Genomic DNA, 18893 nt, shown 5'->3' on the forward strand with positions numbered 1-18893 from the left:
GCTATCCCTAACCTAGTAATACACGAACAAGTTGAATAATTGTTTCATTTTCTACTTTGTAATAAATTTCCAAACCTTTTCTTTCACTAGAAACAATTTTAGCACTTTTTAATTTTGCTAAATGCTGTGAAATTGTGGATTGTGGCATATTTAATCCTGTGTACATTGTTGAAACATTGCTTGGACCGCGTTCGATTAAGCCTTTTACAATACATAAACGAACAGGGTGAGCAAGAACTTTCAATAATTCTGCATTATTCTCGTATAGTTCCAATTCCTTTTGAAAGGTTTCTAACATGTTCTTTCCACCTCCATGCGAGCTGTTATACCCATACTATACATACCAAAAATCTAAAGAAAAGAAAATAGTTGTTGCAGAAAAAATGTTCTAAAGTAAAGAAATTGTAAGAAAAGAGAACGTGATGTAAATAAAATCGTTTAATTTGTACGTTTTGTAACACGATGTTTGAAGATACAGATACATTTATAACACGATTTTATCATGAATTTTTTGTTCTTTCAAATGAATATACAAAATTTTTGAAATAATAAGAAAAAGGATTTTATACTCTTATATCGAATGCAAATTTTGGACGGAAGGGATAACATAACTTTATACAACATTTTCATTTTCCTAGCTATTTACTTAAAAACGATCAGTGGTGATGATGTGATACGATTGGCCAAAGAATCTGATGCTGAGTTAGTTATTGATATTAGAAAAGAAATCACCTTAATTTGTAATCAGTATCATAATAGTAAATAAAAAAGGATAGACCAAGTAGATGTGATTTGCTTGGTCTATCCTTTTTTTATTTCAATGTTGAATAAAAATTCCTTATGCATTCACAGGTTCTTCGACATAAGAAAGAGCATTTTCAAAATCGGCAATTAAATCATCTACATTTTCAAGGCCAACTGATAAACGGAGCAATGAATTAGAAATACCTCTTTCATCACGTGCATCTTGTGATAATGCTGCATGTGACATTTTTGCAGGATAAGAAAGGATAGATTCTACAGCTCCTAAACTTACTGCAAATACGGGGAGTTTAACTTGAGATAAAAATTGTCGTAAAGCTTCTTCGGATTGTAGCTCGAAAGATAGTACAGCACCAGCGGATTTGGATTGTACTTGTTGTATGTCATAGCCGAGATGTGACTGTAATCCAGGATAATACACATTTTGAATTTTTGAATGTTTTTGTAAAAAGTGAGCAATTGTGTTTGCATTTCTTGCTGAGTGTTCAAGACGTACATGCAATGTTTTCAGGCCGCGAAGAACGAGAGAACAATCTTGTGGCCCTAATATAGCGCCAAAGGCATTTTGTAAGAAACCTAGTTTTTGAGCGAGTTCCTCATTTTTTACAACTGCCAATCCAGCTGTAACATCACTGTGACCAGCAATAAATTTTGTTGCGCTATGAAGTACAACATCGGCTCCGAGTTCAAGTGGTTTTTGGAACAATGGTGTTAAAAATGTGTTATCAACAAAAGTGAGAGCCCCAGCAGATTTTGCTAATGCACAAACAGCACGAATGTCGGTTACTTTTAATAATGGATTGGATGGTGTTTCAATGTAAAATACTTTTGTATTCGGTCTAATGTTTTGTTTTACTTTCTCTACATTCGTCATATCGACGAATGTATGTGAAACACCGTAACGAGAGAGGACTTCTGTCACAATCCGATACGTTCCACCGTATACATCTTCTGAAATGAGAACATGATCGCCTTGTGAAAGAAGGAGAAATGCAGTAGAAATCGCTGCGATTCCAGATGAAAAGGCAAATCCTTTTGTTCCCTCTTCTAATAAAGCAATTATGTTTTCAAGTGCTTCACGTGTTGGATTCCCAGAGCGACTGTAGTCGTATTTTCCAAAGGTATCTACATCAAATTGATGGAATGTTGATGTATTATAAATAGGAACGTTAACAGCTCCTGTTTGTGAATCATGTTTATATTGGTTATGAAGTAAGAGTGTATCTATTGAATAACTCATATTCTTACACCTTCTTTTACATGTTTAATAGCTTGCTTTAAGTCTTGAATTAAATCATCACCATCTTCAATGCCAACGGAGAAACGGAGTAGGCGATTACATACCCCGCGCGCTGTACGCACAGCTTCTGGAATATCTGCATGTGTTTGTGTTGCTGGATAGGTCATTAAACTCTCAACCCCGCCAAGACTTTCGGCAAATGTAATTAATGATAAAGATTGTAAGAAAGGATTTATCCATTTTTCATCGCGGAGACGAAATGAAATCATGCCGCCTCGTCCTGGATAAAAAACATCGGTTACACCGTCTTCTTCCCTTAAATAAGACACGATTTTCTTTGCGTTTTCTTCATGTTGTTTCATACGGAGCGCCAATGTTTTCATACCGCGAATTAATAACCAAGAATCGAAGGGACTTAATACAACGCCAGAAGCATTATGATAGTGGGCAAGTTTTTCACAAAGTGTTTGACCTTTTGCAACGACAAGGCCGCTTAATACATCATTATGACCGCCTAAATATTTTGTGGCGCTATGAAGGACAATATCTGCCCCTTCTGTCAATGGTTGTTGTATATAAGGAGTGTAGAAAGTATTATCTACAATAAGTAGGACTCCATGTCGTTTTGCAACGGCCGAGACAGCTGCAAGATCTGTTACTTGCATTAATGGATTGGTCGGTGTTTCTATGAAAATAGCCTTTGTTTGAGAAGTGATGGCTTGTTCTATTTGTTTAATAGATTGTGTATCTACGTATCTACATCGAATATTCCATTTTTCCTCATGTTCTGAAAATAAGCGATAGGTTCCCCCGTATAAGTCTTCTGATACGATAAGTTCATCTCCAGAGCGGAATAAAGAAAGAACAAGAAGAACAGCTGCCATTCCAGAACTACAGGCATAACCTTGTTCCCCTTCTTCTAAATCAGCAATTGCATGTTCTAACAGACCACGTGTTGGGTTACCTGTTCGTGAATAATCAAAACCTGTTGATTTTCCAATTCCTTCATGCCGATAAGCCGTTGAAAAATAAACAGGGGGGTTAACAGTTCCTGTTGTAGTTTCGCTTCGGTTTCCGATTTGAGCTAGTTTTGTTTCAATTGTTGACATGTGAGATTCCTCCTTGATAAAAATAAAAAAGCCTTCTAAGAAGAAGGCTTTCATGCGAATATAGTCTTCTTCTTATCTGTCAAATTTGTTCACAATTTGCTGGAATTAGCACCTTATTAACGAACGTGTTAATGGTTGCTGAGGTGTCACAGGGCCAGTCCCTCTACCTCTCTAGATAAGAATAGTTTGTATGAAATTTTATTATGAGTTTAACTTTACAACAAAAGATAACTGAATTGCAACTTTATTTTAAATATTTTTTATTTTTATCCTGATTCCATTGACTTTTATTTTTTCTCATGCTAACTTTATGAGAAAATTAACAAAGATTGTTAAAAAGTACACGTATTTCCTTTTAAAACATAGATTACTAATAAAGATAAACTCTTATTAAGAGCGGTGGAGGGAAAGGCCCTGTGAAACCCGGCAACCTTCAAACGAAATGTTTGAAACGGTGCTAATACCTGCAAAACAATTTGTTTTGCATGATAAGAGGAGGATTACTCATGTCCCCCTCTTCAGGTGAAGAGGGGTTTTTATATTGATAGAAAAGAGGGAGAAGGGTGAAATTACTAGACTTATTATCAAAAGGAATTGTTATCGGTGATGGTGCAATCGGAACATTATTACATTCTCATGGTTTGCAAAGTAGTTTTGAAGAATTAAACGTATCCGATCCAGATCTTATTATATCGATTCATAAACAATATGTAGCTGCTGGAGCAGATGTTATTCAAACAAATACGTATGGTGCCAATGAAGCGAAATTGCGCATGTATGGTTTAGAAAATCAGGTGGTCCAAATTAATAAAGCTGCGGTTAAGCTTGCAAAAGCGGCTGTTACAGAGCGAAACGCTATTTTAGGGACGATTGGTGGGATGAAGCACATCGGAGCTGTTACAACGACTGATATGGAACGAGAATTTATGCTACTTGAGCAGGCAGAGGCATTATTAGAAGAAAAAGTTGATGGATTATTGTTAGAAACATTTTATGATGAATTCGAATTGTTACATGCGGTGAAAGTATTGCGAAAACAAACAGATATTCCAATTGTTGCACAGTTAGCACTTCATGAAGCAGGAACAACGCAAAATGGCAATGATGTAAATGAAATCGTAACACAAATTTTAGATTACGGTGCTAATGTAGTTGGACTAAATTGTCAATTAGGACCGCTTCATATGACGGAAGCTTTCAAAATGATATCTATTCCTAAAAATGGTTATTTATCAGCTTATCCAAATGCAGGTCTTCCGAATTATGTAGAAGGGCGGTATGTATATGAAGGTAGCCCTGCTTATTTTGAAGCGATGACACCAAAATTTATTGAACAAGGTATTCGTTTATTAGGGGGTTGTTGTGGTACAACGCCGGCACATATTGAAGGGATGAAGCGTGCGATTGAGAATGTAACACCTGTTACAGAAAAACAAATTGTTCAAAGAAAAGAAGTGATCCACACACAAGCAAAACGTAAGAGTACACCTGTTACTCTTGCAGAGAAAGCGAAGAAGCGGACAACAGTTGTTGTTGAATTAGATCCCCCAAAAACATTGGATACACAACGTTTTTTTGAAGGAGCTAGAGTACTAAAACGAGCAGGTGCAGATGCCATTACGTTAGCAGATAACTCATTAGCATCTCCGCGCATTTCTAATATGGCAATGGGAGCGTTATTAACAAAACATGATATTCCAGTGCTGACGCACTTAACATGTCGTGACCATAATGTTATTGGATTGCAATCTCATTTACTTGGTTTATCAGCTTTAGGGATGGAGGAAGTGTTAGCTTTAACAGGTGACCCGGCAAGAGTAGGGGATTTTCCTGGAGCGACGTCTGTATATGATTTGTCTTCTATTGAACTAATTAAAATGATTAAAGAAATGAATGATGGTCGTTCTATTTTAGGGAAAACAATTGGCCCGGCGACAAGGTTTTCTGTTGGGGGCGCTTTTAATCCGCACGTGAGACATTTAAAAGCAGCAGTGAAAAGGATGGAAAGAAAAATTGCAGCTGGTGCAGAGTATTTTTTAACACAACCCATTTACGATGTAGCCTTAATTGAAGAAGTTTATGAAGCAACAAAGCATTTGGAACAACCAATTTTTATTGGGATTATGCCTTTAGTAAGTAAACGTAATGCTGATTTTCTTCATTTTGAGGTGCCAGGTATTACATTGCCAGAGGAAGTAAGAAATCGAATGGATGGTCATGAAACCAAGGAGGCTGCAATTACAGAAGGTATTCGTATTTCACAAGAGTTAATTGATGCGGCGATGAAATATTTTAATGGCATCTATCTCATTACACCATTTTTGAACTATGAAATTACAGAAAATCTTGTTAAGTATGTAAGAGTAAAGCAAGAAGTAAAAGAGGGAATTAAATGATGAAAGCGATAAAAATGAGAGTGCAACATGAAATGCTATTTCGCTTAATTCAGCGACAGTAAAGAAGTTAGGTGGGAGTCAGGATGCCCGTAAAATCCCGATTGGTGAGGGCTAATAATCAGTGGGGGATGAAGCCACCCCACTGATTAAAGTTTCACTTTATGATGGAGCCAGAAGCATCGTAACGGCAATGGTATTTGCTCACCCCGAAGCACGATATTTTAGTGTACTATAGTGTAGAAGGGGGAGACATATGAAAAGAATAGTCTTTACAGGCGGCGGGTCCGCAGGTCATGTAACACCTAACTTAGCAATTATTCCACATCTGCAAGAAAAGGGATGGGATATTTCTTATATTGGTTCTCATCAAGGGATTGAAAAAACGATTATAGAGAATGAAGGAATTCCGTACTATAGTATAGCGAGCGGAAAGTTGCGTCGTTATTTTGATTTGAAAAATATAAAAGATCCTTTCCTTGTTATGAAAGGTGTGCTGGATGCTTATACGCGAATACGAAAATTAAAACCAGATGTTATTTTTTCAAAGGGTGGCTTTGTATCTGTCCCAGTAGTAATTGCTGGCTGGCTGAATCGTGTTCCGGTTTTTTTACATGAGTCTGATATGACGCCAGGGCTAGCAAATAAAATTGCACTTCGCTTTGCTTCCAAAATATTTATCACGTTTGAAGAAGCGGCACAGCATCTGCCAAAAGAGAAGGTGGTTTATACAGGTTCACCTGTAAGGGAAGAAGTGTTACGTGGAAAACGTGAGAAAGGACTGCAATTTCTTAAGTTCCATACTAGAAAACCAGTTATCACGGTTATGGGAGGAAGTTTAGGTGCAAAGAAGATTAATGAAACAGTACGAGAAGCATTGCCACAGCTCCTTAAAAAGTATCAAGTTGTTCACCTATGCGGGAAAGGGAATCTAGATGGGAAATTACAAGGTCTGGAAGGATATAGGCAGTTTGAATATGTACAGGGCGAATTACCAGATGTATTAGGAGCAACGGATTTTGTCATCTCACGTGCTGGATCAAATGCGATTTTTGAATTTTTAACATTGCAAAAGCCCATGATTTTAATTCCATTACCGAAAGCTTCAAGCCGTGGAGATCAAATCTTAAATGCACAATCGTTTGAAAGACAAGGATATGCATCGGTTTTATATGAAGAAAATATCACAGCACCATCCCTTATAGAGTGTGTAGAAGAGCTCGATCGTAATTGTGCGGAGTATAAAAAAGGATTTAAAAAATATAGTGGGAAAGAAGCCGTGCAGACTATTGTAAAATATATTATGGAAGCATGATTAAAAAATCATGCCTTTTGTAGTAGAAGGAAAGGTTCGAAGAATTACTGTATTTATGGTACAATAACAGAGATTTAATAGAGAAATTCCAGTTCTTTGAGCGTGAAAATATGAATGGATTAGGAGTGACTGTTTTGGAGCTAAGTATCTATGAAAATACTGCTCTAATTATATGTTTTGTCTTGTATGTTGGTAGTGTTATTGTTTACATTTCAAGAAAATTTGCACAAGAACGAAACTTAGAAAAATCGGAAATAACAGCTGAATTAGAAATGTTAGTCGATGAAAGTGATAAAAAACAAAAAATAAGAGAAAATCATGAGATCCCCCACCACGTAAACGCAAAATAAGTTTTGAAGGTGGGGATTTCTTTTGGCGAAATGCTTCTCTATCATTAGTAGTAACGCTAAAAAGGAGTTTCTCTTTAGATGTATATAAATAAGGAGTTAATTAAGATGAATTTTTATATCGCATCAAGTTTTCAAAATAAAAATCTTGTTCAATTTGTAGCGAGTAAACTGAAAGAAATGGGATGGCATCATACATATGATTGGACTCAAAATGAAAGAGCGACAAATAGAGAACAGCTGCAGAAGATTGGTCAAGCAGAAAGACAGGCAATTCAATTAGCGGATGTTTTCTTACTTTTACTAGATGGCGGAAATGGTAGTCATATAGAGCTTGGTATGGCAATTGCTTTAGAAAAGGAAATCCATCTGTATCATGAAAATAATCCGCTGCAAACAACGTTTTATCATTTACCAGAAGTGGGTATTTTTCAAGGAGATGTGGATCGGTTTATTTCATACGTCACGAATAAAGGAGAGGCGTAGAACATGCAGATTTATGATTCGATATACGGGGATTTTGAAATAGATGGTGTATTAGAAGAGTTATTACAAACAGAAGCTATGCAAAGGTTGAAGAAGGTTCACCAAGTTGGAGCGAGCTTTCTTGTAAAACCAGAGTGGAATGTAACACGTTATGAACATTCAATTGGAGTTATGCTGCTGGTAAAAATGCTTGGCGGGAGTGAAGCGGAGCAAATTGCAGCATTACTTCACGATGTATCACATACTGCTTTTTCGCACGTTGTAGATCGTGTATTACATAAAAAAGATGAAGACTATCATGAATATATTTTTGATACAGTTATTGAAAACTCGGATATTCCTCTTATTTTACAAAAGTATGGACATGATTCTAAAATACTGCAAAACTGGGAACAATGGATGTTGTTGGAACAACCATTACCGGCCTTGTGTGCGGATCGTATAGATTATACACTTCGTGATTTATATACTTATGGAATGATTTCAAAACAAGAAGTTCTTATATTTTTAAAGCAATTAATTGTTCATAAAAAACAAATCTGTCTTCGTACGATAGAGGCAGCAGAATGGTTTACAGAAGTATATTATAAAGAAACATTGGATTTCTTTTTACATCCGTTAGGCTCGTATAGTTATCATGTATTAACGAATGTGTTGCAAGTAGCATTAGAAAGAAAATTGATAGATGTTTCAGATTTTTTGACCGATGATGAGACACTGCTACGAAAATTAAAAAGTAGCCAAGATGAAGAAATAACGAGGCGATTGGCTACTTTGCATCCAAATGTATTAGTAGAAGAAAATGATCAAGAGTACGATATTTCATACTCAGGTGGGAAAGAACGTTTAATTGATCCGCCTGTCTATAGGAATGGTAAAATATATAAGGCGTCTAGTTTATCTGAACATGTTAAGTTGTGTAATCAAAAAGCGAGGAAGGCATTTAATCAAAATATATATTTGAAAATAAATAAGGCATAAAGGAGTTATAAATATGAAATTAGAACAAGGATGGGAAACGAGTTTTTTAGAAGTTGTACAGAAAAGTGAATTTAAAAAAGGTGCACTGCGTAGTCAGTTACTTTGTTTGGACGGGGAAGAAGTAGAAGAACTTGTTGATGATTACGGTTATGAAGAAATTGTAGAGCGTGAACACGATGAGGAATTAGCAGGAATTTTAGGAGAAGAACTTTTTAGTGAAATGGAGCACTATGTATTTCTATCTTCACAGCCTGAAGAAAAGCTCATTTCATTTGTAAATGGGTTAGGATTTCACATTTTAGATTGGATTGTTCTTCTGGAAACAGAGTTTGATATAGAGAGTGCAGTATTCACATCGGATGCAGTAAAAATGCTTGAAAAACGTTTTAGACAGTTCCCATATGTAGAAGATAAGACAGTTTTTGATATGACCATTGGAGAAGCAATGGATGCATTAGAGTCTGTGACGAGTTTGTCATTAAAAGAGAAGATGAATATACAATAATGTAAAAAAGAACGTGTAGATGCTCACGTTCTTTTTTACGTTATAATAGCTTTGTCAGTTAATTTCTTTTGTCCTGCAAGAAATGCATTCAAATACTTAACTTTTCGTATACAAGATTGAATGTGTTTTTCAATTTCTTGTAATTCTGCTTGATGGTGTGTTTCAATCGGATGAATTTGTACATTAAACTTTTCAAATTGGTTGCTATATGTTATTTCTGCATAGCCGTTCATGATATCAGTTTGGTTATGAAATAAGAATTGTTTTGTTTTTTCGCAATATGTTACATTTTGGAATCCATATGATGTTAATGTTTTGATTACTTTTGTAATAATTGTTATATCCATTTTTCTCCCTCTTTACGAAGTTTTACTTTTATATTATAACATGAAAACAGAATTAGAAAGCGCTTCCAACCCCTTATTTGCATAATTTTTACATATAATTTATTAAAATGAAACAAAGAAAAAATAATTGTAATGAAGGAAGGACTCTTTTACTTTTTTATCATATATATACAGAAATAGTGCAATGAAAGGAAACTTTCCGAAAAGAAGGTAGTATTTCAAAGTTGAGCGCAGTAAAAGAGGTGAGGATATTGAATTTTGATATTACAGGGCAGAAAGCATATATAAAAGACGGACCGTATCGGAATCGTATTGGAATTGTACAGCAAAAGGAAAAGCAGGAAGGAACAAATTTCATCATTGTTATTGATGATCACATTGTTGTTGTGGAACTAAAAGATATTGTTTTAGTAGGGGTGGATGTGCGGCAATTTCATGAGTGGTGCGAGAAAAATGGCTATTTGTAAAAGGGACGGGCTATGGAACGGAATTTTTATTCTTATTAGGTGTTAAAACGGTTGTACTATAAGATAATGATGAGAAGGATATTTGATAAGCATTGAACCCGTAAAAAGAAAGAACTGTAACATCTTCATATGTTACAGTTCTTTCTTTTGTTTTTCTCCATCATTAACATTTGGAAGAGACAAAGGTTTCTTCAGTAGGAACACCAGTTGTGGTGAAATTGGACTGATAGAAAGCGTCAATTTTATAACCATTTCTTAGTAAGCACGCTATAATGTTTTCAATGAAAATACCAATTGTCGCACATGGTGGTGGAGTGGTACCTATTGAAGGGCTAATCGCTATTACTTCACCAGTTGTTTGATTAAATGTTACAAGTATAACGTTGCAATGGTTACAATGCTCTTTTAAGGGCATAGAATCACTTCCTTTCTAGTTAAATAGATTCCCTCAATAAATAATATGTAAAAAAATAGATTTGGTGTAAGTAAGCGTTTTGAGAAAGTCTTCGTTATATTGAATTACATATAGGGGTATCGCTATACATCCATCAACTTAAGAAATTAATTGTTCTCCAAAACGAAAAAAATGAGCCGAAATTTCATAAATAACTGTGAAAAGGTAAACTTTTCGTTATGGGGGGCTCAAAATATTAGCTTGATGGGTATGGGGTCACCATATCAAAAAAGAAAATTGTACGTTTAGACGCAATTTGGACATATTTTAAGGTGTTTGCTGTACGCTAAGACAGTTTCCAAAAGTGAAATCTTTTCTACTGTAAAAAAACTAGCCCCTCAGAAGAGGGGCTAGTTGACGTAAAATTTGTTCTCGAAAGTTGAATAATCTAGAAAAAATTTATCTTTTAAGAAGGCTTTATATTTTTTGTCCTATCCATGCAAAGGCATACATAACAGCTGTTATAACTAATACTATAACTGGTCCAACGATAAGCAGACCAAATAGCAAAGATATTACAGCCTCTGTAAAGGTACGAACAGGTCCTATCCTTTTTGCTGTTCTTATTGTCTCAATATTTTGTTTCTTCAAGTATTTTTTCAAGATGAGAAACTTTTTGATTTAATTCCCGTAACTCTTTAATTAATTCTGTATCTTTTTCCATATACATCCTCCTTATAAAACAACTTCACCATATATAGGTAATATGTATTCTGTACATGTTAGTTCACATAAAACAACATTATCGGCAGCAAATTTTTACGGTAATCTTTGTCTTTTCTAGCTTTCTTGTTTTTATCTATGCAAAATTGATATACAGTATTTTATACATTCCGGGGATATTAGGGCTTTTCAGGTTTATGAATGTTCTGTATTAGTACAAAAAAATGTATAAAATTTCGTATAAAAAGTAGTTGAGCTATAGTGTTTTACTTTGAAAAATTTTCTTTAAATTTGAAAAAGAAGGTGTTACCTTTTTAAAGAAGGAAAACACCTTATAGCAACTGAAGAACAGCTTAGAACAGAGGGAGGACAAAAATATGGCTCAAACTTATTGGGGATCTGAGGTAGCCAAGAACTTAGAAATTGGCTCAAGTACTTTGCGTAAATATTGCCTTGCCCTGGAGGAAGCCGGGTATCCTTTCGAGCGCGGCAATAATAATTCTAGAATTTTTTATCATAAAGATGTAGCAACTATAGAACGGCTAGTAACGGCTGTGAACAAGAAGAACATAACACTAGAACAGGATATAAATCTAGCAATGATAAGTGTTACAGAAAATAAGATAGCAACTGTTGCTACAGATAGCGTAGCAGGTAAAGAACACATACAAGCATTAATAGAACGTATAGAACGATTAGAACAACTTAATTTAGAGTTAATTCAAAGATTGGATCAACAAAGTAAGCTTTTACAGGAAACTGATGCTCAAAGAATAGTAAGAGAAGACCAAAGGGATATTCAATTAATGCAAGTCTTAAGAGAAATACAAGATAGCAAGCGCCTAGTAGCAGATTCAGAACAGAAAAAAACAATTTGGAGTCGTCTATTTGGTAAATAAATTAGAATTTAATAATGAAAATGTTACGTTATGCTGACTTAATATGTATAGAGTATATATAGGAGTCACCTTGTTAAAAAAAGAAAATTGTACGTTATGACACAATTTAGACACATTTAAGTCGATACTCTGTATGCTAAGAGTAAAATAGATCCAATAAAAACGTTGTATATATTATGTTGCAAATTGATTTTCGATAAATCTAATCGTATAATTTTCTCGATGTTTTAGATCACAAAAAAAGCAGAATCATTACAAGTAATTCTGCTTTTTTTGTACTTACACAATATATTAAACTATATTATACAAGTATTTATCATACTTAGGTAAGTTGTTACTTCATATTCACTCTTAGGTAATTTGTTAATTCACCTGTTAGGTGAACACCACCAGTATCTGATGCAACCTTTACATCATATAAACCTGATTTAAGCCCTCTTGTATTGAAATGTACGCTAAAATTACCAGCACGGTAAAGTTCAATACGTTCATATTCACCATTATCTTTACCATATAATTCAACAACACTATTTGGATAAGGTACATAACCAGTTACATCGATACTTGTAGCACTTTTAGAGTAGACATTAGCATCTGTTCTAAAGTTAATCTGACCTTTGGACCCCATAGCAAAAGCATCAGATGTGCCAAATAGAAGTCCACTTGATAAAATAATTCCTGATAAGATTGTTTTTCCTAGTTTTTTCATTTTCTTTCATCCTCTTTTTAATTTTTATATTTATACATTATTATATCACAATTAAAATATTTTACCAATTAGATAAAAAATATGTAAAATTACATATTTTTTCAAGTGGAAAACATCATTTTGGGGGATCGGGAAAGATCTAGAATTGAGAATGGTGAACCTACAACACGTGATTGGTCAAAGGAGCAAATAGAAGATATATTAAATGATAAAGTCCCTAAACTTAATGATAAGATTATTGCAGGGCATCATTCTTATTCTGTCTTTAAGTTCCCACATTTGGCGAATAAAGGAGAAATTATATATCCAGCAACCCCTAATGAACATTTTAAGCGTTGGCATGGAGGTTCCTATAGAAGAAGTTTACCAGGCAAACCTTAGAAACCATCATACCCTGAAGAGTTTTAAGATAATTTAATAATATTTTGGAGGGATGAAGTTTGGCTACATATTCTGTAGTACTTGAATCTGATGTTAAAGGTAGTTTGTTGATGAAAATAAAAAAATATAAAAATTTACCGCTAACTGAAATTAAATCTAGTATTAAAAGTAAGTCCCCAATAATGATTGCTAATCGTCGGGATAAAGAAGAAATAAAAAAATGAAAGAGTTAATTGAGGAATTTTCTTCAAATAAGTTATTATTTAAGATTTTTAAACAAACCTCTGAAGATATTAGAGAGATTACTTTTACAATCTTTGAATAAAATCCTGTATTTTGGGCATACTCAAATAGAACTTCCCTTGGTGCATATTTTTATGAAGCCGCTGGAAGCTGGTCCGTTGATATCTCTATTAAGCCTAGGATCTCAAACGGCGTTGTTTTTCGGTACCGCCGCGCTTTTTTCCCATTCTTACTGATATCTTGAAAGAGCCTGCAAAGCACTGAAACAGGATGTTGGAAAGTACAAAAAAGTGTGGTGTGTATTTTTTTAGATAGATTTGCACCATATAAGCGCATTTAAACTCGCTCATTTCTTTCCTTTGCTGCTTCCATAAAAGCCTTCGCATCTGATAGATTGTGCTTGCGACTAGACATAAACGCAAGAGTTGACCATATAAATGACATTGAAATCGTTCTAGTTTCATCCTTTTGATTACATGAATACGAAATATAGATTTCCGACCTCTTTATGTATAGTGTTTTGAATGTATACTTTCGTTATATATTTTGAGGATATCAGAGGATTCGGTGTGAAGTAAATGATTAAGGGGATTTGAAAGTAAACTAATATTCAAAAGTTTACATTGGTTATTTGTTAAATATTAGTTTATGTTTTGAAAATATTGATTATCAATATTTGAAATCCTTATTTTTCCTGTATAATTTATAAAGTGTAATTATCTAATGATAAAGGGGATTTGAAATATAATGAAGTTACATTCTATTTGTATTGAAGGTTTTCGTAGGCATACTAAGACTGAAATTTTATTTTCAGATACTACTTTTTTGATAGGTTCTAATAATGTTGGAAAAAGTTCTATCTTAAAAGCTTTAGAATATTTGTTAACAGATAAAAAGAAAATTTCAGAACATAATTATTTTTGTATTTTGAATGAAAATAAAGAAAATCAACGGTTAACAGATAAAATTGTTCTTACTGCTGAATTTAGAAATGTACCTTTTGAATCTGTAGAGTGGAAAGGTTTTAATAAACAGCGTTTATTTAAATATGATATTCTTGAAAATTTTAATGAAACAGGATTAAGTATATTATACCGTAAAACGTATAAGTTAGATGCTCAGTCTCCTGTTATAGAGATGCAACAGTTTGAGCTTAAATTAAAATCTCAATTTATGGATTGTGTTAAAGTTCAAGATTACATAGATGCTGGTTTGAGTGAAGAAGATGCTACGAAGTTTTTTAATGGAAAAAGTGGAAATCAAAAAGTTACAGATAAAATGTTGAAAGAATTGGAAGATCTTGCTCCTGATGAGTTATTTGATAGTAATAAAAGTGAAAAGATATGGTTTGAAAATCCTGGTGGAATTTCTGCAAATGTAATAACTAAATTACCTAAATTCTTATTAATACCAGATCAAGCTAAGACTGAGGAACTTTCAGGAAATAAAGGTGCTTTAATAACAACTTTAAATAGTTTATTTGAAGATGTAAGGTATTATTCTGAAAACTTCGAAAAATCGTAATATTATTTAGAACAGTTAGCTAAAGAGTTAGATCCTAAGGATGAAGAAAGTGAATGTGCTCAATTGTTATCTGGTTTAAATAAAGTGGTTGGAGATGTATTTCCTGAAACAATTTTTCTTGCTCAAGCAAATCTTTCGAATCCAGATGAAGTTATAACACCTAAATTTGATATTCAATTAGGAAGTAACGTTAATACTAGTGTAGATAATCAAGGTGCTGGTGTTATCAGATCTTCAATTTTTGCTATGTTAAGATATCGAAGTATGAGAGAAAATAATCTTAAACGTAAAAAGAAAGAATATGTAAGGCCATTATTAATTGCTTTTGAAGAACCAGAGATTTCATTCGTGGATCCGTCCTGAATTGTAGACAAATAAGCCCTCTTATTCTTATCGTAAACTAAATAAGTAATATCTGTTAGAAGCGCCTTTCCGGGAATATTTTGTTTGAATTCTCGATTTAATAGATTTGGTACAACTCGATGTTCTTTCGTCGCTTTCATCATTCTTTTATAAGGATTTGCTTTGCGAATTGGACAGACAATCCCGTATTTTTTCATAATTCTACGTATACGCTTTAAATTGTAGACAACTTGAAATTGACCCGCCAATGTCATTTTAATTTGACGAGCCCCTTTATTCCGCTTTCTAAATCGTAATGCCTTTAAAATGATTTCTTTTACCACTTCATCTCGATCATTCTTTTGTTTTCGTTGTTCGCTAGTTTTCAAAGAGAAATAGTTATAATATCTAGAACGTGAAACGCCAGCTATCTTACATAAGTAACTCACCATATTTCTTAGGCTATATTTTACGATGACAGAACGAATCAAGATATATTTTTTACTAGGTCGTAACGTTAATTCCTGTTCATCCTCCTTTCCATAAGTTTTATCTTTTTTAACAGTTCATTTTCAGCTTTGAGTAAGTTTCGTTCAGCTTCTAAACGTGCATACTTTTCCTCTAAAGTAAGTTCTCTCTCTAAAGACTTCCCTGGTTTTTCTTTACGTGTATCACGTAATCCTAATACGCCATTTTCCTTATAAGAGGCACATCATCTATCTCTTGACGACGTAACACGTTTCATCCCAATCACATCTATATCAAATCCACATTCTTCAAAAATATTTCGAGGCAGCTTTCCTTTTTTATTTTCCTCAATAAAAATAAGCTTAAATTCATCTGTATAAGTGATACCTTTCACGCTTACAGATTTTACGTATGGGTTACTTGATAGAATTTGAATTTCTTTTTCTGTAAATATCTTTTTTGTCATTTTGAACTTTCTCCGATCCCGATTTTTCTCTTATTATACAAGAAATACCCTATAGAACAGACTTTTTTCAAAGTGTCTATTCTATAGGGTACATTTTAGATATAGCATTCCTTTTTTGAGAATTCCTCTTTTTTACGAAGCAACTTCTTTGCTTGTTATATCTTCTTGATTATACGTCTCATGGTCTAACTCACCAAGCCATTTACTAGAAATAAGACCTGCTGTCATTGAACCACTTACGTTTAGCGCTGTACGCCCCATATCGATTAATGGCTCAACAGAGATAACAAGAGCGACAATACCGATTGGTAAGTTCATTGTTGAAAGGACGATTAATGCAGCGAATGTTGCTCCACCGCCTACGCCAGCAACGCCAAAGGAGCTAATTGCAACAACAGCGATTAAAGTTAAAATGAATTGTGGTTGTAATGGATCAATTCCTACTGTTGGAGCGACCATCATCGCAAGCATAGCTGGATAAATACCTGCGCAACCGTTTTGACCAATAGATACTCCGAAGGAAGCAGCAAAGTTCGCAATTCCTTCAGAAACACCAAGTTTTTCTTTTTGTGCTTCAATATTTAATGGCATTGCACCCGCGCTAGAGCGAGAAGTGAAGGCAAATGTTAATACTGGGAACACTTTCTTTACATATTGAATTGGATTTAAACCAGATAGAGCAATTAACAATAAGTGAATGACAAACATAACGATAAGTGCTACATAAGATGCTAGAACAAAGTTACCAAGTTTTAAAATGGCACTTATATCACTACCAGCGACTGTTTTTGTCATAAGAGCTAATACGCCGTATGGAGTAAGGCGTAAAATTAACGTTACCATACGCATTACAATTGCATAGGCAGCATCAAGCATTTTCGTAAATAATTCTGCTTGTTCTGGATATTTTCTTTTTACACCGATAAAGGCGATTCCAATGAAAGCAGCAAAAATTACAACAGAAATTGTTGACGTTGGACGTGCACCAGTTAAATCAAGAAACGGATTTGTAGGTAATAGTTCCAATAATTTTTGTGGAATTGGTGTTTGTTCAATTGAACTAAATTTTTCTTCCACTAATTTTAAGCGAGCTGTTTCTGCATCACCTTGTTGTAAGCCAGTTGCTTGAACGTCAAACCCAGCACTTGCAGCGATACCAACAGCGGCAGCGATCCCAGTTGTCAGGATTAAAATTCCAATAATAAGTCCGCTAATTTTACCGAGATTTTTAGTTAATTTTAACTTTGTAAATGCTGAAATAATGGAAACTAAAATAAGTGGCATAACAATCATTTGTAGCAATTTCACGTAGCCGCTACCAATTAAGTTAAACCAGTTATTAGATTCAATAATGACTTTAGAAGTAGGTTCATAGATGAATTGTAAAATAATACCGAATGTAATTCCGACTCCTAAAGCAGTAAATACGCGTTTATTAAAAGATACATGCTTACGCTGCATATAATACAATACGCTAACTAAAATGAGCATGACCGCTATGTTAATTCCGACTAGCAGTGTATTCATGATGATTCCCCCTAATTCCAATCTGTTATATAAAATATATTTCAATAAAACCTATAAGTCAACTAGGTTATTTAGAAAAATAAAAAAAAGATGGCAATTTGCCACCTTTTTAATGCCCAGTACCAGGAACAAGTAAGAATGTTGTATAGTATGTAAATCCAATGAAGAAAACCGTTAAATATGCCCCGAATACGTATATATACATACGCTCTGTTAATTTTAAATAACTTAAAAGTACGAAGAATCCCGTTTGTCCTAAAAATAATAGTGCAGTTGCGTGCATATCCCCTAAGTAAAACATAACCGAGAAAATTCCAGTCCAAAAGCCGAGAACGCGAAACATGCGCTCCATGCAATCTCCCTCCTTTTCTAAAAAAAGTAAACCTCTCTTCATTATAGTTCATTTTTCTTACTATTGTAAATATTTGCGAAAAAAGAAAAGAAGCCAAAGTAAATTGACTTCTTTTTGCCACATTTTACATATGAAAGTAGTTATAGTTGAACGGTATAGTTACAAGATTTACATCCATCTAATAAATTGTCGTTTCGTGTTAATTCCGTGTTAGGGAATATGATTTCGAAAATTCCTTCCATCATATCGCTGTGCATGTTACAAATTTGTTCTGGATGATGAACAGCAACTTCCTTAAATGGACAATTGTAAACATCATAGAAAATTTGTGTACCGTCTGTGCTTAACTCAAAAGTAGGGGATAGACCAGCAGTTGATAACGCTTCTTTTGCAATTTGAACTTTATGTTCTAATGTTAATGAATCTTCATCAACGTTTAAACGTTGCATATGTTGTTCCATTAATTCTTTACCAAACTGTTTGCCTGTTTCATATAGTGCTTGTTCAGCGGCCGCGCCGAGGTTTAGTAATGAATTGAAAGCGATTTTCGCTAATAATTGATAATCGCGAAATGGAAATTGCAATTGAATTAAGTCCTCAGACAATACATACAATCGGCTTGGTCTTCCACCTTTTCCCGTTTTCTTCGTTTCAGATTTCAACATATTAACATCTTCTAATTTTGATAAATGTAGACGTGCTACGTTTGGATGGATATTAAATTCATCTGCAATTTCTTGTACAGTTACGTAACTATGTTTTTGAGAAATATATTTATAAATATAATAACGAGTTGGATCAGATAGTACACCTGTAATTTTTAAAGCTTGTTCCATGAGGATCTCCACCTTTATCACTTTATCCAAGATATTAACATTATAATACAGATAAAGTTACCTATAGGTAATTTGAG

At 34.0% G+C, this 18893-nt stretch carries 20 protein-coding genes, 1 pseudogene and 2 riboswitches; of the genes and pseudogenes, 11 read left to right on the forward strand and 10 right to left on the reverse strand.

The annotated features are described in order from the left end of the window. Positions 1-7 precede the first annotated feature (7 nt). From ACX5JI_RS02045 to ACX5JI_RS02055, 3 genes are all read right to left on the reverse strand, one after another. Complete coding sequence (locus ACX5JI_RS02045; protein ID WP_000894376.1) at positions 8-298, reverse strand: ArsR/SmtB family transcription factor; 291 nt, start codon at positions 296-298, stop codon at positions 8-10. 540 nt (positions 299-838) lie between these two features. Next, a complete protein-coding gene (metC, locus tag ACX5JI_RS02050) occupies positions 839-2002 on the reverse strand; it encodes a cystathionine beta-lyase (protein ID WP_459499435.1) in 1164 nt (387 codons plus the stop codon). Then, positions 1999-3111: a methionine biosynthesis PLP-dependent protein gene (locus ACX5JI_RS02055; RefSeq protein WP_459499436.1), complete on the reverse strand. Its 1113-nt coding sequence runs from the start codon at positions 3109-3111 to the stop codon at positions 1999-2001. The genes metC and ACX5JI_RS02055 overlap by 4 nt, the downstream gene beginning before the upstream one ends. A gap of 69 nt (positions 3112-3180) precedes the next feature. Further along, positions 3181-3293: riboswitch (SAM riboswitch) on the reverse strand. A gap of 202 nt (positions 3294-3495) precedes the next feature. Beyond that, positions 3496-3606, forward strand: a riboswitch (SAM riboswitch). A 68-nt stretch (positions 3607-3674) separates the two neighbouring features. Between ACX5JI_RS02055 and ACX5JI_RS02060 the strand changes: the two genes are divergently transcribed. From ACX5JI_RS02060 to ACX5JI_RS02090, 6 genes are all read left to right on the forward strand, one after another. Then, complete coding sequence (locus ACX5JI_RS02060) at positions 3675-5507, forward strand: bifunctional homocysteine S-methyltransferase/methylenetetrahydrofolate reductase (protein ID WP_459499438.1); 1833 nt, start codon at positions 3675-3677, stop codon at positions 5505-5507. Between the two features lie 253 nt (positions 5508-5760). Then, positions 5761-6819: an undecaprenyldiphospho-muramoylpentapeptide beta-N-acetylglucosaminyltransferase gene (gene murG / locus ACX5JI_RS02070; RefSeq protein WP_459499439.1), complete on the forward strand. Its 1059-nt coding sequence runs from the start codon at positions 5761-5763 to the stop codon at positions 6817-6819. A gap of 110 nt (positions 6820-6929) precedes the next feature. Continuing rightward, positions 6930-7169: a DUF3966 domain-containing protein gene (locus ACX5JI_RS02075; protein WP_459499440.1), complete on the forward strand. Its 240-nt coding sequence runs from the start codon at positions 6930-6932 to the stop codon at positions 7167-7169. Positions 7170-7274: 105 nt separating this feature from the next. Continuing rightward, on the forward strand, positions 7275-7652 hold the full coding sequence (locus ACX5JI_RS02080; RefSeq protein WP_459499441.1) for a nucleoside 2-deoxyribosyltransferase: 378 nt from the start codon (positions 7275-7277) through the stop codon (positions 7650-7652). Positions 7653-7655: 3 nt separating this feature from the next. Beyond that, positions 7656-8633: an HD domain-containing protein gene (locus ACX5JI_RS02085; protein WP_459499442.1), complete on the forward strand. Its 978-nt coding sequence runs from the start codon at positions 7656-7658 to the stop codon at positions 8631-8633. A gap of 13 nt (positions 8634-8646) precedes the next feature. After that, on the forward strand, positions 8647-9138 hold the full coding sequence (locus ACX5JI_RS02090; RefSeq protein ID WP_459499443.1) for a hypothetical protein: 492 nt from the start codon (positions 8647-8649) through the stop codon (positions 9136-9138). A 35-nt stretch (positions 9139-9173) separates the two neighbouring features. Here ACX5JI_RS02090 and ACX5JI_RS02095 read toward each other — a convergent pair whose 3' ends face one another. Further along, on the reverse strand, positions 9174-9485 hold the full coding sequence (locus tag ACX5JI_RS02095) for a hypothetical protein (RefSeq protein WP_459499444.1): 312 nt from the start codon (positions 9483-9485) through the stop codon (positions 9174-9176). Positions 9486-9736: 251 nt separating this feature from the next. Between ACX5JI_RS02095 and ACX5JI_RS02100 the strand changes: the two genes are divergently transcribed. Beyond that, the gene (locus tag ACX5JI_RS02100; protein WP_459499445.1) at positions 9737-9952 is read left to right on the forward strand and encodes a DUF3912 family protein; all 216 of its coding nucleotides are present in this window, start codon (positions 9737-9739) and stop codon (positions 9950-9952) included. A 163-nt stretch (positions 9953-10115) separates the two neighbouring features. Here the strand turns inward: ACX5JI_RS02100 and ACX5JI_RS02105 are convergent, their stop codons facing one another. Further along, positions 10116-10367 carry a hypothetical protein gene (locus ACX5JI_RS02105; protein ID WP_459499446.1) on the reverse strand — a complete coding sequence of 84 codons (252 nt, stop codon included), beginning with the start codon at positions 10365-10367 and terminating at the stop codon, positions 10116-10118. Between the two features lie 1079 nt (positions 10368-11446). Here ACX5JI_RS02105 and ACX5JI_RS02110 point away from each other — a divergent pair. Next, positions 11447-11968: a DUF3967 domain-containing protein gene (locus ACX5JI_RS02110; protein WP_459499447.1), complete on the forward strand. Its 522-nt coding sequence runs from the start codon at positions 11447-11449 to the stop codon at positions 11966-11968. Between the two features lie 334 nt (positions 11969-12302). Here the strand turns inward: ACX5JI_RS02110 and ACX5JI_RS02115 are convergent, their stop codons facing one another. Continuing rightward, positions 12303-12677: a hypothetical protein gene (locus ACX5JI_RS02115; protein ID WP_459499449.1), complete on the reverse strand. Its 375-nt coding sequence runs from the start codon at positions 12675-12677 to the stop codon at positions 12303-12305. 120 nt (positions 12678-12797) lie between these two features. On the opposite strand from ACX5JI_RS02115, the gene ACX5JI_RS02120 reads away from it, so the two are divergent. The 3 genes from ACX5JI_RS02120 (at position 12798) to ACX5JI_RS02130 (ending at position 14825) form a co-directional block, all read left to right on the forward strand. After that, entirely contained in the window at positions 12798-13058 is a 261-nt protein-coding gene (locus ACX5JI_RS02120) for a hypothetical protein (protein ID WP_459499450.1), read from the forward strand. Positions 13059-13117: 59 nt separating this feature from the next. Beyond that, positions 13118-13282 carry a hypothetical protein gene (locus ACX5JI_RS02125; RefSeq protein WP_459499452.1) on the forward strand — a complete coding sequence of 55 codons (165 nt, stop codon included), beginning with the start codon at positions 13118-13120 and terminating at the stop codon, positions 13280-13282. 766 nt (positions 13283-14048) lie between these two features. Beyond that, complete coding sequence (locus ACX5JI_RS02130) at positions 14049-14825, forward strand: AAA family ATPase (RefSeq protein WP_459499453.1); 777 nt, start codon at positions 14049-14051, stop codon at positions 14823-14825. 338 nt (positions 14826-15163) lie between these two features. Here ACX5JI_RS02130 and ACX5JI_RS02135 read toward each other — a convergent pair. The 4 genes and pseudogenes from ACX5JI_RS02135 to ACX5JI_RS02150 all read right to left on the reverse strand — a co-directional run. Further along, positions 15164-16101: pseudogene (locus tag ACX5JI_RS02135) on the reverse strand (HTH domain-containing protein); the annotation flags it as partial. A 132-nt stretch (positions 16102-16233) separates the two neighbouring features. Next, complete coding sequence (locus ACX5JI_RS02140; RefSeq protein WP_459500256.1) at positions 16234-17649, reverse strand: L-cystine transporter; 1416 nt, start codon at positions 17647-17649, stop codon at positions 16234-16236. 88 nt (positions 17650-17737) lie between these two features. After that, complete coding sequence (locus tag ACX5JI_RS02145; RefSeq protein ID WP_459499454.1) at positions 17738-17980, reverse strand: DUF2626 domain-containing protein; 243 nt, start codon at positions 17978-17980, stop codon at positions 17738-17740. Between the two features lie 140 nt (positions 17981-18120). Then, positions 18121-18816 carry a helix-turn-helix transcriptional regulator gene (locus ACX5JI_RS02150; protein WP_459499455.1) on the reverse strand — a complete coding sequence of 232 codons (696 nt, stop codon included), beginning with the start codon at positions 18814-18816 and terminating at the stop codon, positions 18121-18123. Positions 18817-18893: the final 77 nt, after the last annotated feature.

This window comes from Bacillus sp. C1 (assembly GCF_054570475.1).

What these genes read in the sequence shown, in the direction of transcription:
- ACX5JI_RS02045 (WP_000894376.1), bottom strand. Translation starts at nt 298, where the DNA reads ATGTTAGAAACCTTTCAAAAGGAATTGGAACTATACGAGAATAATGCA.
- metC (WP_459499435.1), bottom strand. Translation starts at nt 2,002, where the DNA reads ATGAGTTATTCAATAGATACACTCTTACTTCATAACCAATATAAACAT.
- ACX5JI_RS02055 (WP_459499436.1), bottom strand. Translation starts at nt 3,111, where the DNA reads ATGTCAACAATTGAAACAAAACTAGCTCAAATCGGAAACCGAAGCGAA.
- murG (WP_459499439.1), top strand. Translation starts at nt 5,761, where the DNA reads ATGAAAAGAATAGTCTTTACAGGCGGCGGGTCCGCAGGTCATGTAACA.
- ACX5JI_RS02075 (WP_459499440.1), top strand. Translation starts at nt 6,930, where the DNA reads ATGAATGGATTAGGAGTGACTGTTTTGGAGCTAAGTATCTATGAAAAT.
- ACX5JI_RS02080 (WP_459499441.1), top strand. Translation starts at nt 7,275, where the DNA reads ATGAATTTTTATATCGCATCAAGTTTTCAAAATAAAAATCTTGTTCAA.
- ACX5JI_RS02085 (WP_459499442.1), top strand. Translation starts at nt 7,656, where the DNA reads ATGCAGATTTATGATTCGATATACGGGGATTTTGAAATAGATGGTGTA.
- ACX5JI_RS02090 (WP_459499443.1), top strand. Translation starts at nt 8,647, where the DNA reads ATGAAATTAGAACAAGGATGGGAAACGAGTTTTTTAGAAGTTGTACAG.
- ACX5JI_RS02095 (WP_459499444.1), bottom strand. Translation starts at nt 9,485, where the DNA reads ATGGATATAACAATTATTACAAAAGTAATCAAAACATTAACATCATAT.
- ACX5JI_RS02105 (WP_459499446.1), bottom strand. Translation starts at nt 10,367, where the DNA reads ATGCCCTTAAAAGAGCATTGTAACCATTGCAACGTTATACTTGTAACA.
- ACX5JI_RS02110 (WP_459499447.1), top strand. Translation starts at nt 11,447, where the DNA reads ATGGCTCAAACTTATTGGGGATCTGAGGTAGCCAAGAACTTAGAAATT.
- ACX5JI_RS02115 (WP_459499449.1), bottom strand. Translation starts at nt 12,677, where the DNA reads ATGAAAAAACTAGGAAAAACAATCTTATCAGGAATTATTTTATCAAGT.
- ACX5JI_RS02130 (WP_459499453.1), top strand. Translation starts at nt 14,049, where the DNA reads ATGAAGTTACATTCTATTTGTATTGAAGGTTTTCGTAGGCATACTAAG.
- ACX5JI_RS02145 (WP_459499454.1), bottom strand. Translation starts at nt 17,980, where the DNA reads ATGGAGCGCATGTTTCGCGTTCTCGGCTTTTGGACTGGAATTTTCTCG.
- ACX5JI_RS02150 (WP_459499455.1), bottom strand. Translation starts at nt 18,816, where the DNA reads ATGGAACAAGCTTTAAAAATTACAGGTGTACTATCTGATCCAACTCGT.